The following is a 13502-nucleotide window of genomic DNA, read 5'->3' as shown; positions in this document are numbered from 1 at the left end:
CCTGGTCAGAAGTTGTAACGCAGTCCCACCAAAGCTGAACCGATTAGCTGGCTGTTGAAGCCTTCCTGATCGAAGGCGTTGAGGCTTGCCGCCGCCGTCCCGGTCAGGCCGCGCCAGAAGCGCCGCGAATAGGCGGCCGAGAGCCCGGCCGACTGGACGTCGCTCGCACCCGGCGCGCCATTGTCGAAATAATTGACATAGCCCGACAGGCTGAGGTCGGAGTCGGCGTCAAGCTGGCGCCCCGCCGAGACGAACAGATACCAGCTTTCGTCCTTGATCCCGTCGAGGCTGGCGATCGGCGACAGCTGCGGCGCGAGCAGCTTGCGCTGGTCGTAACCGACGCCGACGCCATAGGCCCAGCCCGAGAAGCGCGACGACAGCGTCGCCTGGACGCCGCGGCTGCGATATTGCGCCGATGTCGCGTTGCCGAGCTGGTTGTTGAGGCAACCGCCGCCCTGCCCGCCGAACACGCACGGGTTGATATTGCCGCCGATCGGGTTGCGCGTCGGGTCGAACTGCGTCGGCAGCGCGGCAAGCCCGCCCGACAGGCCGCGGCCGAGGCTGGACAGCCCGTCATAGACGCCGACCTGGATCGTCGTCGCATGGTCGGCGCGATAGGCGAAACTGCCGGTATAGATGGTATCGCCATAGCGGCGGCCGACGCGGGCGGTCAGTGAGGTGCGGCGGCTCGGCCGCCACATCACGCCCGCATCCCAGATCAGCCCGTCGGTGTCGAACGACAGGCGGTGCGGGGTCGATTTGTCGGTGACGAAGCGGCCGCTCTCATCGCGCACCGGCACGCCATTCGCGTCGAGCACGGGGTCGCGCTGACCGATCTCGATATCCTCGTAACCGACGCCGCCGAGTAGCGCGACGGTCGGCCCGACGGGCACCGTGATGTCGGCGCGGGCATATTTGCCCTCGTAGCGCTGGTCGAGCTGGCTCGCATCCTCGCGCTCATAGCCGCCCGACACCTGCCATCCGAACGGCAGGTCGCCGGGACGCGCGCCGAGGCTGGCCCAGGCGACATGGTTGGTCGAGCTGTCGAAAACATCCTGCGGCTGGGTATCGGGCGAGAGGATCGCGGGCTCGTCGATATCGACCTTGGTATAGCCGAAGCGATAGCCGGCGCCGAAGTCGAGCCCGCCGATCCGCCGGGCCAGGGTTGGGCCGGCGTAAACCGAATAGAGGTTGGCGACATTGCTGGCGTCGCCGATGAACAGCCCGCTGTCGGCACCCTGCCCGTCGGCCCGCGTGCGCGTGGCGAGCGCGCCACCCTCGAGGTTGAGGCCGCGCGCGACCTCGATCCGGCCGCGTGCGAGGCCGCTGATCGTATCCGAATCACCAAGATCGCCGTTCCAGCCGAAGCGATGCTCGTAACGCAACGTCGCGGCGAGTTCGGCGCGGCGCGTCACGATCGCGGCATCGATGCCCGCGGCGACGGTCGTGTAAGTGAGGACATCGCCGCCATTTTTGAGATCGGCGGTCAAAACCTGCCCAACCTCGAGATAGGGGCTGACATCGACCTGGCGCTGGGCGCGGCGGCCTTCGGCCCGGCTCTCCGCACGGCCCGGCTCGGCCGCGGGCGCGCCGGTTGGCGCTTCACCGGCGCCCGAACCCGGGTCGCCCGAAAATTGGGCATGCGCACCCGTCGCGGTCCCGGCGAGCAGAAGCGCCGCCAGCGTCGCGACATGGCGCGTACCGGTCGCGGTGCGCATCACGCGCCTCCCTGACCATAATAGGTGCCGAAGCGGCGTCCGCCCGGCGAATATTTCACGCCGTTGAGCAGCAACTGGATATGCGGGCAGGCGCCCATCAGCCCGATCGCATCGCGCAACGAGGACTCGAGCGTTTCGTCGGCGCGCACGACCATGATCGTCTGGCCGACGTGTCCCGCGAGCACAGCGGCGGGCGACGCGGCAAGCACCGGCGGCGAATCGAGGATGAGAATGCGGCCGGGCGCGCCCTGTTCGAGCCGCGCCAGCAGGGCTTCGGTGCGCGCCGAGGCGAGCAGCTCGGTGTCGTGCATGTGTTGCGTGCCGGCGGGCATGACCTTCAACCCCGCGATGTCGGTCTGGATCAGGCAATCGCCCAGCGGCAGGTGCGGATCGGCAAGCGCGTCCATCAGGCCCGGACCATCTTCGAGCCCCAGCGCGTCGATCACGCTGGGCTTGGCGATGTCCGCGTCGATCAGCAGCACGTCGTGATCGGCCTCGACCGCGAGGCTCAGGGCGAGGTTCACCGCCGAGAAGGTCTTTCCCTCGCCGGGGTTCGCCGACGCGATCAGCACGCGGTGGCCGCGCGGCAGGATCGGGCGGTTGCCGACGCCACCGAAATTGCGGATCAACTCGCGCTTCACGATGCGATATTCTTCGGCGATGCCGGTGACCGGCGTGCCGGGCACGATCATGCCTCGCGACGCAAGCCGCTCGCGGTCGATTGTTCCCTGCCGCGTCGGGACGACGGCGGGCGCCGCCTTTGCGACATCCTTGCGCGGAGAGGGCTTCGACGCGGGCGCCGGGTCGACGGCCGGCGCGGCCTCGACGGACGGCTCCAGGATTTCGGGCTGCGGCGTCTCGGCGGCGGGTTCGGCCTTCGCCTTCTTTGCCTTTTTCTCGGGTTCGGGCGGCAGGTTCGACACATCGATCGTCGGCGCGTTGGCGGCGGGATCGAGTCCGAACATATCGGCGGCGCGTTCGAGCAGCGAGGGCGGGCGTTTGACTTTGCGTTGATCGTTCATGTCATCGTCCCCCGTCACGCAACCATGCCGCGCTGGATGAATTCGGCGACCAGCAGCAAGGCATAGAGCCCGACCAGCGCGGCGCCGCCGCTTGCCAGCCAGATCAGCTTCTTGCGCCGTTCGACATGACGTTCGGGCGTCACCACCTCGGTGATCGAACCGATCACCGGCAGTCCGCTCGCGCGTTCGAGCTTCGCCGCGGTCGCATAGCTTGTCCGCACCTGGCCGAGGCCGAAGGCGGCGCCGATGCCACCGCCGACACCCGCGAGCAGCACCAGCGTCAGGAAGAGCGGCCGGTTGGGCGCGGCGGGGCTCGTCGGCTTCGAGGGCGGGTCGAGCAGTTCGATCTTGATCGCGTCGGTTTCGGTCTGCACCTCGCCGCGCATCCGTACCTGCTCTCGCTGGCCGAGCAGCTTGTCATATTGCGCCTTGAATGCGGTATATTCGCCATTAATCCGGTCATATTCGGCGGCGATTCCCGGGTTCTGGATCTGCTGCGCCGTGATCTTCGCTATGTCGCCCATCAGCTGGCTCTTGCGTGCCGACAGCGCGCTGACGGTCGCCTGGCGCTCGGCGCGCATCGCGGCAAGCGAGGCATAGGCGGGGTTTTGTATCCCGCCGCCACCGCCACCCGTACCCTCGCGATCGGCGATGGCCTTGAGCGATGCGATCTGGCTCTTGATCGCCATCATATCGGGGTGCGCGTCGGTCAGGCCGCGCGCGCGCATCGCCGACAGTTCGTTCTGCGCGCCGGCAAGCTGCTGGCGCGCGACGCCGCCGCCGACACCGCCGCCGGCGCCGGGAATCGACTGCGGAGTCGATGCCAGCTGGCCGTTCGCGGCCGCGAGTTGCGCCTGCGCCGACACCAGTTGCGAGTCGATCTGGCTCAGTTCGGCGCGTGCCGCATCGACGCGCTGCGCCGGCGATCCCGCGCCGCCGGGGATCAGCCCGATATTCTGCGCCTCGAACGCCGCGCGCCGCGCTTCGACTTCGCGCAGCGCCTTTTCGCGGTCGGCGATCTGCGCGTCGAGGAATTTGAGTCCTTCGCGCGCGTTCATCCGGCCGCCGCGCAACTGATCATCGCGGAACACGGTAATCAGGCTGTCGAGCACGCCCGACGCCAGCTTTGCGTTGTCGGCATCGGACAGGCTGCCGACCGCGATGCTCGAGGTGATTTCGAAGATATTGTCCTGCTGCGGAACGACCTTGATATTCTTTTGCAGCATCGCAACCGTGCCGGCCTTTTCGCGGTCATTGGCCCCCGCGGGGAGCAGCCCCGTCGTCGCCGCGACCTTTTCCATGTTGCGCGCGCTGGTCAGCGTCTCGCGAATCTGGTCGATCTGCGGTCCCCTGCCGCCCGTTTCGTCGGGCAGGATCTGGTTGATGTCGACGAGCAGGCGCGCGCGGCTGTCGTAACGATTCGGAATCGACGCGATCGCGAGCCAACCGAGGATGCAAATGCCCCACGCGACCGCCAGCACCAGCCAGCGGCGCGTCCAGACGCTGTGCACTGCTACCCGGAATTCATCGTAGAGGCTGTTCATCGCTCGAAATCTATCCTTGGGACATGAGTGGGTGGCCGCCGGTCGATATCAGAACATGCTTTCGGGGATGATGATCACATCGCCGGGCTGCAGCCGCACGTTCGCCTTGATATCGCCGCGCTTGATCAGGTCATTAAGCCGCAGGGCAAATTCCTGCTGCTTCCCACTGCCCTTGTCGAAACGGACGAGTCGCGCCTTGTTCCCAGCGGCATATTCGCCCAGCCCGCCGACTGCAATCATTGCGTCGAGCACGGTCATGTTGGCACGAAAGGGGATCGACGCCGGTTTCTCGGTCGCGCCGACCACGCGCACCTGCTGCGAGAAGGTGCTGTTGAAGGTGGTGACGATCACGCTGACGATCGGATCGGTGATATATTGGCTGAGCTGGAGCTTGATGTCCTGTTGGAGCATCGTGGGAGTTTTCCCCACCGCGGGCATGTCGGTGATCAGCGGCGTCGTGATGCGACCGTCAGGACGCACCTGCACCTTGCCGCCGAGTTCGGGGTTGCGCCACACGAAGATCTGGAGTTCGTCGAGCGGGCCGATGATATATTCCTCGCCCGGCCCCTCCTGGTTCGCGACGAAGTTCGCGCTGGGGAGTTGCGGCGCGTTGCCCGCGCCCATGCAGCCGGTGAGCGCCGTCGCGGCGATGCCCGATACGAGCGCGGCGCGCGCGATGCGAAGCGAGGGGAACGAAGCCATAATCATCAACCTTTCGAGCCGCCGGGGGAACCGCGGTCCGGAACTTACGCGGCGACAGCCATATCGTCAGTGTCCGCCATTGCTCGAAAAGGGTGAACATAATGTTAGTATTGACATAAGTCTGGACCGCAACATCGCGGAACTGTCCCGATAGGGAACAGGTCGAGCCCGATCAGACGAGCATTTCGCGCGCTGGCCCCTGTCCCAGGAACGCCGCAGGGCTCGCGCTTGCACCGTAGGCGCCCGCCTGAAAGATCGCAACCAGGTCGCCGACGTCGGCGCGCGGCAGCGCGACCTGATCGCCGAGCCGGTCGAGCGGCGTGCAGAGGCAGCCGACGACCGAGACGGTTTCGGTCGGCTCGGCACCGAAGGCGCCGGCCAATGCTATGGGATAGTTACGACGGATCACCGTTCCGAAATTGCCACTCGCCGCGAGCTGATGGTGGAGACCGCCGTCGGTGACGAGGAACGTCTCGCCATGACTGACCTTGCGGTCGACGATGCGGGTCAGATAGACGCCGGCTTCGGCGACGAGCCAGCGACCGAGTTCCATCGCGAAACGGCTGTCCGCGAGGATCGCATCGCGCGTTGCCAGAGTTTCGCCGAGCGCGGCTCCGACCGCGACGGCATCGACCGGCTTGTCGCCGGGAAAATAGGGCACGCCCATGCCGCCGCCCAGATTGACGAGCGGCGGGGTCACGCCGATTTCATTCGCGAGCCGCGCCGCGAGCGCCACCGTCTGCGCCTGTGTTTCGGCGATCGCGGCGGCGTCAAGCGCCTGCGATCCCGCGAAAATATGGAAGCCCTGCCAATCGGCGCCAGCATCGATCAGGCGGCGGACGAGCGCCGGAACCTCGGCGGCATCGACGCCAAAGGGCTTGGCGCCGCCGCCCATCTTCATGCCCGACCCCTTGAGGTCGAAATCGGGATTGACGCGCACTGCAAGGCTGGGCGTCAGACCGAGATGCTCGGCGATCGATAGCGCGCGCGCCGCCTCACCCGCCGATTCCAGATTAAGCGTCGCGCCGGCGGTGATCGTCGCTTCGAGTTCACGATCGCGCTTGCCGGGCCCGGCGAAGCTGATGTCGCCCGCGGGCATGCCACTTGCCAGCGCGGCCTTGAACTCGCCGCCCGACGCGACGTCGAACCCGTCGACGAGCCGCGCCATGAAGGCGAGCAGGGGCGCATAGGGATTCGCTTTCATGGCGTAATGAAGCTGCACCCTGGCGGGCATCGCCGCGCGCCATTCGGCGACGCGCGCGGTCAGCATCGCGCTGTCATAGACGAACAGCGGGGTATCACCCGCGACATCCGCGAGCGCTTCGGCGCGGTCGCCGCCGATCAGCAGCATACCGCCCGCATCGGCCTTGAAGCCGGGCGGAATCGGGCCGTGGGGTTTCATGCCGCTACCTCCCTGCCCCAATCGGCCGAGATCGCCACCCGATCGAGCTTGCCATTGGGGTTCCGCGGCAGTTCGCTCCGCCATTCGATGATATGCGGCTGCATGAAATTGGGAAGATTCTGGCGGAGATAGGCTGCCAGTCCCTCTTCGTCTGCGGCGCCGTCCTTGCCGCGCACGATCAGGATGATCGCGGCGCCGAGCCGCGCGTCGGGCACGCCGAAGGCGACGGCTTCGTAGATCAACCCCGACGCGACCGCGACATCCTCGACCTCGGTGGGACTGACGCGGTTGCCCGCGGTCTTGATCATCGCATCGTCGCGACCGACGAAATAGAGGAGGCCGGCAGCGTCGCGGCGCACGGTATCGCCCGACCACACCGCGATGCCGCCGTAGCGCGACGTGCTTGGCGCGGGCTTGAAACGCTGCGCGGTGCGCTCGTCATCGCGCCAGTAGCCCTGCGCCACCAAAGGTCCGGTGTGGACAAGCTCGCCAGGCTCGTCGTCGTCTGCGAGGCTTCCGTCGGGGCGGCAGACGAGGATCTCGGCGTGCGGGATCGCACGGCCCATCGAGGTCGGATGGTCGGCGACGAGCGCCGGGTCGAGAAAGGTCGAACGGAACGCCTCGGTCAGCCCGTACATCGGATAGATGTCCGCCTTGGGGAAGGTCCGGCGCATCGCGTCGATCAGTGAGGGCGTCAGCGCGCCGCCGCTGTTGGTGAGCCGCTTCAACAGGCTTGCGGGGTCGGCAGGCCATTCAGCCTCGACGAGTTGCACCCAGAGCGGCGGCACCCCAGCAATCGTCGTTATCCGGTGCCGCGTCACCGCCTTCACGACGTCGCGCGCGGTCAGATAGTCGAGCGGCGCGACCGCTGCGCCTGCGTACCAGCTCGAAAACAGCTGGTTCTGGCCATAGTCGAAGCTCAGCGGCAGCACGCCGAGCGCGCGGTCGCCGGGCACGATACCAAGATAGGAGGCGACGCTTTCGGCACCTAGCCACAGGTTCGCGTGGCTCAGCATCACGCCCTTGGGCCGCCCGGTCGAGCCGCTGGTGTAGAGGATGGCGGCAAGGTCGCCCGCTTCGGCGATCGACGGCGGCAGCCCCTGCCCGCCCGAATCGATGACCGCCTCCGCAACCTTCAAATCCCGAACCGCGCAATTTTCGGGCCGTGCATCGCCCAGCATCTCCGCGCGCGAATGATTGGTGACGAGCAGTTTCGCGCCGCTGTCGGCAAGGATATGCGCGACCTGTTGGCCCTTCAGCAACGGATTGACCGGCACATGGATCAACCCCGCGCGCGCCGCGGCGAGCGGCATCAGGCAGGCCAGCCGCGTCTTCGCGCTCCAGCTCGCAACCCGCTCGCCCGGACCGCCCGCCTGTTCGAGCAGCCACGAAGCCAGCCGGCCGACTGCGGCGTCGAGGTCGGCAAAAGTCGTGATCCGGTCGCCGATCAGCAGCGCAGCCGCATCCGCCGCGCCGCGAAGGGCGAGATGGTCGATAGGAAACGAGGGCGGGTTTTCGACTTTGGTCATCGGCTGTTAGGAGAGGAGTGATAGAGGGCCGCATCATGCAAGGGAACGGTGAACATCAGGCTAATGATGATGCGGCGCGGGCCGCAGGTTTCGCTTCGCCTTTCGATCGGACGGAATGGTTCGACCTGCTCGCGGCGCACGGTTTCGCGGGCGAAGGCCGGATAGACGCGCGCGGCAGGGCGAACGGCACTGCGGCCTGGCTGCCGTTGCGTATCGAGGCCCCGGGAGATCTGGCGGGGCTGACGAACTGGTACAGCTTTGCGATCCGGCCCCTGTTTTCGGGCGGTCGCGATCGCCACAACGCGCTGTCGGCGCTGTTTCGCGGCCTGCGTACCGGGGGGGCACGGCTGTCGCTCTATCCGGTTCGCGACGAAGATCGGGAAGAGATCGTTTCCGCGCTTCGTGGCGCGGGCTGGTGGGTAAAAACCACACCGGCGGGTGACCGTCACTGGCTCGACCTCGGCGAGATGGATCATGACGTCTGGTGGGCGAGCCGCCCCGGCGCGCTGCGCAGCACCGTCCAGCGCAAAGCGAAAAAGGGCGTGGTCGACATCCAGTTGATCACCGCTTTCGATCCCGGCAGTTGGGCCGCCTATGAGCAAATCTACGCCGCGAGTTGGAAGCCCGAGGAAGGCGATCCCGCCTTGCTGCGCGCCTTTGCCGAACTCGAAAGCGTCCGCGGCACGTTCCGCATGGGAATCGCGCGGATCGAGGGCGTCCCGGTCGCGGCGCAATATTGGACGGTCGAGGATGGCACGGCCTTCATCCACAAGCTCGCGCATGTCGAGGACAGTCTGAAAGCCTCGCCCGGCACCTTGCTTTCGGCCGCGCTGTTCCGCCATGTCATCGAGGTCGACCGCGTGAAGCGCGTCGATTTCGGCACCGGCAACGACGGTTACAAGCGTGACTGGATGAACCGGCACGACCCGCTGTGGCGTATCGAGGCTTTCAATCCGTCGCGCCTCGCGGCATGGGGGCCGGCATTGAAGGCCTTTGCCCGTTCCATGCTAAGGAAAGAAAATTGACCGATAGCAGCTCCATCGACGCCACCCTTCGCGCCCTGCTCGCCGATGTGCTCGGCCTCGGCGAAGACCGCGCCGCCGCGCTGACCGACGACAGCGGGCTGTTCGGCGAACTGCCCGAATTCGATTCGATGGCGGTCGCGACGGTGCTGACCGAGATGGAAGACCGGCTCGGTATCATCATCGACGACGATGAAGTCGATGGCGAGATATTTGAAACCTACGGCAATTTGCTGGTCTTTTCGCTGCGCAAAGTGACCAGCTGAACCGGACGCGGAGCGCATGGCCGAACACCGATTGCGCATCGACCCCGCGGGTACACCCCGCGCCACCATCGTCATCGTCCCGCCGCTGTTCGAGGAAGCGAACCGCACGCGCCGTACCCTGGTGCTCGCGATGCGCGCGCTTGTAGCGAACGGTTTCGCAGCGCTGCTTCCCGACCTGCCGGGACAGAATGAGAGCCTCGTTCCGCTCGTCGAGGTCGATCTGGATCGCTGGCAGGATGCGCTGGCCGAGGTCATCGCGGGCAACGACGGGCCCGCCATCATCGCATCGGTGCGCGGCGGGACGCTGATCGATCATAAGGCGAAGGCCGCTGCATGGTGGCGGCTCGCGCCCGTCGGCGGCGCATCGCTACTCCGCACCTTGATGCGCGCGCGGGTGAGCGCCGACCGTGAAGCTGGCGTGACGTCATCGCTGGAAGATCTGCAGGCTGCCGCGCGATCCGAGGCCCTGCTGCTCGCCGGCAACGCGCTGTCGCCGGCGATGATCGCAGGGCTGGGCACCGCCGAGGCGCAACCGGTCGCCCCGCTGCGCAGCATCGGCATTGGCGCCGACGGCATCGCCGGCACGCCGCTCTGGCTGCGCGCCGAGCCGGGCGAGGATGCGGCGATGGCGCGCGCCATTGCCGCCGACATCGCCGCATGGAGCAAGTCATGCGGCATCAGCTGAACTTTTCCTGCGAAGGCGCGGCGCTGGCCGCCACGCTCGACGACGCGCCGGGCAGCACCGGCCTGCTGATCGTGTCGGGCGGCAACGAGATCCGCAGCGGCGCGCATCGCGGCATGGCGACACTGGCGCAGCGCGTCGCCGCGGCCGGGCATCCGGTGTTTCGGTTCGACCGGCGCGGGGTCGGCGACAGCGAAGGCGACAATGGCGGCTTCGAAAGCAGCGGGCCCGATATCGCCGCAGCGATTGCGGCGTTTCGCGAGGAATCGCCGCAGGTCTCGAGCATCGTTGCGTTCGGCAATTGCGATGCGGCAAGCGCGTTGTTGCTTCACCAGCCGCTGGCGATCGATGGACTGATCGTCGCCAATCCGTGGACGTATGAGAGCGACGCCGACGGCACGGACGAGGAACCCGCGCTGCCTCCGGCGGCGGCGATCCGGGCGCGCTATCTGTCGCGGCTCAAGGACCCGAAAAGCGTGATCAGGCTGGTCAGGGGCGAGGTCGATTTCCGGAAGCTGTTTCGCGGGCTGTCGGCGCTCAAGGCACCGACTGGCCCCGCTGCGCCCGACAGCCTCGCGGCACGGATCGACGACGCGATCGCCCGGCTGGAAGGCCCCGCGACAATCCTGCTCGCGACGGGCGACCGGACCGCGCAGGCTTTTATGGAAAGCTGCCCGGCGGCGCTTGATCGCGTTCCGGTCAGGCGCCTCGCCAGCCCGTCGCACAGCTTTGCTGGCGACGATGGGGAGTGGTTGGCGGCACGAATCCTTGAAATATTGAAGTAATCGCGCCGCCGTCCTCGATGCCGATCTCGGCTTAGAGGTTGGGAGCTGGCGGCAAACTACCTCCGCTTCGTCGTCCGGGACTTGGTCCGGGATCCGTAGCTGCGCCGTCGTCGTGGATCCAGGATCAAGTCCGGGACGACGATGAAAGGAAGGGCAGCTTCCGGTCGTCAACCACCGCTACAGGCCGCTCACGCCGTCGCCATCGCGTGATATTCGGCTTCGGCGAGGAAGCGTTCGGCGTCGAGCGCAGCCATGCAGCCCATGCCCGCGGCGGTCACCGCCTGACGATAGATTTTGTCGGTGACATCACCCGCGGCGAAGACGCCCGGGATCGAGGTCAGCGAGGTGCCCGGCGTGACCTGCAGATAGCCGTCGTCATCAAGCGGCAGCTTGCCCTTGAACAATTCGGTCGACGGACTGTGGCCGATCGCGACGAAGCCGCCATCGGTCGGCTCGTGGCTCGCCTCGCCGGTGACGGTGTCGATCAGGTCGACGCCGACCAGCCCCGACACGCCCTCGCCCGCGACGAAACGCTCGACGCGCTTGTTCCATAGCGTCCTGATCTTCGGATTGACCATCAGCCGGTCCTGCAGGATCTTTTCGGCGCGCAGGCTGTCACGGCGGTGAATCAAGGTCACATCGTCGCTATGGTTGGTCAAATAAAGCGCTTCCTCGACCGCGGTATTGCCGCCGCCGATCACCACGACCTTCTTGCCGCGATAGAAAAAGCCGTCGCAGGTTGCGCAAGCCGAGACGCCCTTGCCGCCCAGTTCCTGCTCGCCCGGAACGCCGAGCCATTTCGCCTGCGCGCCGGTCGCGATCACCAGCGTTTCAGCCATATAGACGTCGCCGCCGTCGCCGGTCAGCTTGAACGGGCGGCGCGACAGGTCGACATCGACGATCGTGTCCCAGATCATGCTGGTGCCGACGTGCGTCGCCTGCGCGGTCATCTGCTCCATCAGCCACGGGCCCTGGATCACCTCTGCGAAACCCGGGTAATTTTCGACGTCGGTCGTGATCGTCAGCTGGCCGCCGGGCTGGAGCCCCTGCACCACGATCGGCATCATGCCCGCGCGCGCGGCATAGATCGCCGCGGAAAGGCCGGCGGGGCCGGAACCGAGGATGAGCATCTTGGTGTGGTGAACGGCGGGCATGGCGATCTTTCTTGAACTGCGCGGCAGGCACAGATGGGTGTTGCCAAGTGCGCTAGCAAGGGTCACCTTCCGCGCCAAGGGGAGACTGGCGAATGGCAAGCTGGTGGGAACGTCATGGAGTACCACGCCTGATCAAATGCGCCTGTTCGCAGGGGCAGGTCATGAAGCTTCGAAGCAAGGTCGTGCCGCACGCGCGCGGGCATGTGCTCGAACTGGGCTGCGGCGGCGGGATCAATATGGAATTTTATCGCCCGGGACAGGTCGAGAGTTTTTCCGGGCTCGATCCCTCGCCCGAGCTGCTCGCGATGAGCAGGGCGGCGGCTGCGGCACGGGGTATCGACGCCGACATCCGGGGCGGCGTCGGCGAGGCGATGCCGTTCGAAAACGGGCAGTTCGACACGGTGGTCACCACCTTCACCCTCTGTTCGGTCGCCGATCAGGCGGCGGTGCTTGCCGAGATCCGCCGCGTGCTGAAGCCGGGCGGGACCGCGCTGTTCCTGGAGCATGGCGCCGCACCCGATGCGGGCGTCGCGAAATGGCAGCGGCGGATCGAGCCGATATGGAAGCGCATCGGCGGCAACTGCCACCTGACCCGCCCGATCAGCAACGCCTATGCAAAGGCGGGGTTTTCTGTCGATCGGCAGGCCGCTTCCTATATGCCGAAAACGCCGCGGCCGTTCGGCTGGGTCGAATATGGCGTGGCGCGAGTGCAGGCGTAGGTGCGGCTGAAAGTGGCAGGAAGTTGACGATAGAGATATGTGCCCCGGCGAAAGCCGGGGTCCAGAATGCTGACGCCAACCCGGCATATTTCCGCACTGGGCCCCGGCTTTCGCCGGGGTACACGACCGGCCGCTCCCCACCCCAATGCCGACGCTCCGCCCGCGCGAGGGGAAGGCTCCCGAACCTAGGCCTTCTCGCCCGCCTCGACCAATCCGTGCCCCACGCTCACCCGCTCGTCGAAGACGAAGCAGTTGCCGTGCCAGCGGCTGTCGGCCTCGGGCACCTGTTCGAGATAGGCGAGGATGCCGCCCTTCAGGTGGACGACGTCTTCGACCCCTTCATGGCGGAGGAAAGCGGTCGATTTTTCGCAGCGAATCCCGCCGGTGCAGAACATCGCGACGCGCTTGCCCGCGAAACGGCCGGCATTGGCGCGCCACCAGTCGGGGAAGTCGCCGAAGCTTTTCGTTCCGGGATCGATCGCGCCGGCGAAGCTGCCATAGCCGACCTCGAAGGCATTGCGCGTGTCGATCAGCACGGTGTCCGGATCGTCGACGAGGGCATTCCAGTCGGTGGGATCGACATAGGGCGCGGCCTCGCGCGCGGGGTCGAGCCCCGGCACCTTCATCGTCACAATCTCTTTCTTGAGCCGCACCTTCATCCGCTGGAACGGCATCTCGGCGGCGGTCGAATATTTGACGTCGAGCGCAGCACAGTCGGGGAGCGCGCGGATATGGTCGATGACGGCGGCGATCCCGGTTTCGCTGCCGGCGATCGTGCCGTTGACCCCTTCGCAAGCGAGGAGCAGCGTTCCCTTGATGCCGTGCCCGGCGCAGATGTCGAGAAGCGGCTGGCGCAGCATGGCGGGATCGGCGAACGAGGCGAAGCGATAGAGGGCGGCAACGGTGAAGGTCATGGCGGCTGCCCCCTTACCCGTTTGCCCTGAGCTTGTCGAAGGG

Annotated in this window: 13 protein-coding genes; 5 read left to right on the top strand and 8 right to left on the bottom strand. The window is 66.8% G+C overall.

Annotated features, from left to right (window positions below; genetic code table 11):
- Positions 1-5: 5 nt before the first annotated feature.
- The 6 genes from HDC29_RS18750 to HDC29_RS18725 form a co-directional block, all read right to left on the bottom strand.
- A complete protein-coding gene (locus HDC29_RS18750) occupies positions 6-1718 on the bottom strand; it encodes a hypothetical protein (RefSeq protein WP_179499825.1) in 1713 nt (570 codons plus the stop codon).
- Positions 1718-2740, bottom strand: a complete 1023-nt coding sequence (locus HDC29_RS18745; RefSeq protein ID WP_179499824.1) for a P-loop NTPase — start codon at positions 2738-2740, stop codon at positions 1718-1720. Before HDC29_RS18745 ends, HDC29_RS18750 begins: the two co-directional genes overlap by 1 nt.
- A 14-nt stretch (positions 2741-2754) precedes the next feature.
- Positions 2755-4284 carry an XrtA system polysaccharide chain length determinant gene (locus HDC29_RS18740; RefSeq protein WP_179499823.1) on the bottom strand — a complete coding sequence of 510 codons (1530 nt, stop codon included), beginning with the start codon at positions 4282-4284 and terminating at the stop codon, positions 2755-2757.
- Between the two features lie 48 nt (positions 4285-4332).
- Positions 4333-4986 (bottom strand): XrtA/PEP-CTERM system exopolysaccharide export protein, encoded by a 654-nt coding sequence (locus HDC29_RS18735; protein ID WP_179499822.1) that lies wholly within the window; start codon positions 4984-4986, stop codon positions 4333-4335.
- 172 nt (positions 4987-5158) lie between these two features.
- The gene (locus HDC29_RS18730; RefSeq protein WP_179499821.1) at positions 5159-6388 is read right to left on the bottom strand and encodes a pyridoxal-dependent decarboxylase, exosortase A system-associated; all 1230 of its coding nucleotides are present in this window, start codon (positions 6386-6388) and stop codon (positions 5159-5161) included.
- A complete protein-coding gene (locus HDC29_RS18725) occupies positions 6385-7917 on the bottom strand; it encodes an acyl-CoA ligase (AMP-forming), exosortase A system-associated (RefSeq protein WP_179499820.1) in 1533 nt (510 codons plus the stop codon). Before HDC29_RS18725 ends, HDC29_RS18730 begins: the two co-directional genes overlap by 4 nt.
- Before the next feature lie 35 nt (positions 7918-7952).
- On the opposite strand from HDC29_RS18725, the gene HDC29_RS18720 reads away from it, so the two are divergent.
- Genes HDC29_RS18720 through HDC29_RS18705 form a run of 4 tightly spaced genes read left to right on the top strand, consistent with a single transcriptional unit; the run spans position 7953 to position 10672 of the window.
- On the top strand, positions 7953-8942 hold the full coding sequence (locus HDC29_RS18720) for a GNAT family N-acetyltransferase (protein ID WP_179499819.1): 990 nt from the start codon (positions 7953-7955) through the stop codon (positions 8940-8942).
- Positions 8939-9205, top strand: coding sequence for an acyl carrier protein (locus HDC29_RS18715; RefSeq protein ID WP_257018401.1), 267 nt, complete (start codon positions 8939-8941; stop codon positions 9203-9205). The genes HDC29_RS18720 and HDC29_RS18715 overlap by 4 nt, the downstream gene beginning before the upstream one ends.
- Before the next feature lie 16 nt (positions 9206-9221).
- On the top strand, positions 9222-9890 hold the full coding sequence (locus tag HDC29_RS18710) for a hypothetical protein (protein ID WP_179499817.1): 669 nt from the start codon (positions 9222-9224) through the stop codon (positions 9888-9890).
- Positions 9875-10672, top strand: a complete 798-nt coding sequence (locus HDC29_RS18705) for a hydrolase 1, exosortase A system-associated (protein ID WP_179499816.1) — start codon at positions 9875-9877, stop codon at positions 10670-10672. The genes HDC29_RS18710 and HDC29_RS18705 overlap by 16 nt, the downstream gene beginning before the upstream one ends.
- A 188-nt stretch (positions 10673-10860) precedes the next feature.
- Here HDC29_RS18705 and trxB read toward each other — a convergent pair whose 3' ends face one another.
- Positions 10861-11826 carry a thioredoxin-disulfide reductase gene (gene trxB / locus HDC29_RS18700; RefSeq protein ID WP_179499815.1) on the bottom strand — a complete coding sequence of 322 codons (966 nt, stop codon included), beginning with the start codon at positions 11824-11826 and terminating at the stop codon, positions 10861-10863.
- A 92-nt stretch (positions 11827-11918) separates the two neighbouring features.
- Between trxB and HDC29_RS18695 the strand changes: the two genes are divergently transcribed.
- Positions 11919-12545 (top strand): class I SAM-dependent methyltransferase, encoded by a 627-nt coding sequence (locus tag HDC29_RS18695; RefSeq protein ID WP_179499814.1) that lies wholly within the window; start codon positions 11919-11921, stop codon positions 12543-12545.
- Between the two features lie 185 nt (positions 12546-12730).
- Here HDC29_RS18695 and HDC29_RS18690 read toward each other — a convergent pair whose 3' ends face one another.
- Entirely contained in the window at positions 12731-13459 is a 729-nt protein-coding gene (locus tag HDC29_RS18690; RefSeq protein ID WP_179499813.1) for a rhodanese-related sulfurtransferase, read from the bottom strand.
- Between the last annotated feature and the right edge of the window lie 43 nt (positions 13460-13502).

This window comes from Sphingopyxis sp. JAI108, assembly GCF_013410105.1.
Lineage (GTDB): Bacteria > Pseudomonadota > Alphaproteobacteria > Sphingomonadales > Sphingomonadaceae > Sphingopyxis > Sphingopyxis chilensis.
This window is presented reverse-complemented; position numbering and strand designations above follow the sequence as displayed.

Excerpts from the sequence above, each read along its gene's own strand:
- HDC29_RS18750 (WP_179499825.1), bottom strand. The coding sequence starts at position 1,718 with ATGCGCACCGCGACCGGTACGCGCCATGTCGCGACGCTGGCGGCGCTT.
- HDC29_RS18745 (WP_179499824.1), bottom strand. The coding sequence starts at position 2,740 with ATGAACGATCAACGCAAAGTCAAACGCCCGCCCTCGCTGCTCGAACGC.
- HDC29_RS18740 (WP_179499823.1), bottom strand. The coding sequence starts at position 4,284 with ATGAACAGCCTCTACGATGAATTCCGGGTAGCAGTGCACAGCGTCTGG.
- HDC29_RS18735 (WP_179499822.1), bottom strand. The coding sequence starts at position 4,986 with ATGGCTTCGTTCCCCTCGCTTCGCATCGCGCGCGCCGCGCTCGTATCG.
- HDC29_RS18730 (WP_179499821.1), bottom strand. The coding sequence starts at position 6,388 with ATGAAACCCCACGGCCCGATTCCGCCCGGCTTCAAGGCCGATGCGGGC.
- HDC29_RS18725 (WP_179499820.1), bottom strand. The coding sequence starts at position 7,917 with ATGACCAAAGTCGAAAACCCGCCCTCGTTTCCTATCGACCATCTCGCC.
- HDC29_RS18720 (WP_179499819.1), top strand. The coding sequence starts at position 7,953 with ATGCAAGGGAACGGTGAACATCAGGCTAATGATGATGCGGCGCGGGCC.
- HDC29_RS18710 (WP_179499817.1), top strand. The coding sequence starts at position 9,222 with ATGGCCGAACACCGATTGCGCATCGACCCCGCGGGTACACCCCGCGCC.
- HDC29_RS18705 (WP_179499816.1), top strand. The coding sequence starts at position 9,875 with ATGCGGCATCAGCTGAACTTTTCCTGCGAAGGCGCGGCGCTGGCCGCC.
- trxB (WP_179499815.1), bottom strand. The coding sequence starts at position 11,826 with ATGCCCGCCGTTCACCACACCAAGATGCTCATCCTCGGTTCCGGCCCC.
- HDC29_RS18695 (WP_179499814.1), top strand. The coding sequence starts at position 11,919 with ATGGCAAGCTGGTGGGAACGTCATGGAGTACCACGCCTGATCAAATGC.
- HDC29_RS18690 (WP_179499813.1), bottom strand. The coding sequence starts at position 13,459 with ATGACCTTCACCGTTGCCGCCCTCTATCGCTTCGCCTCGTTCGCCGAT.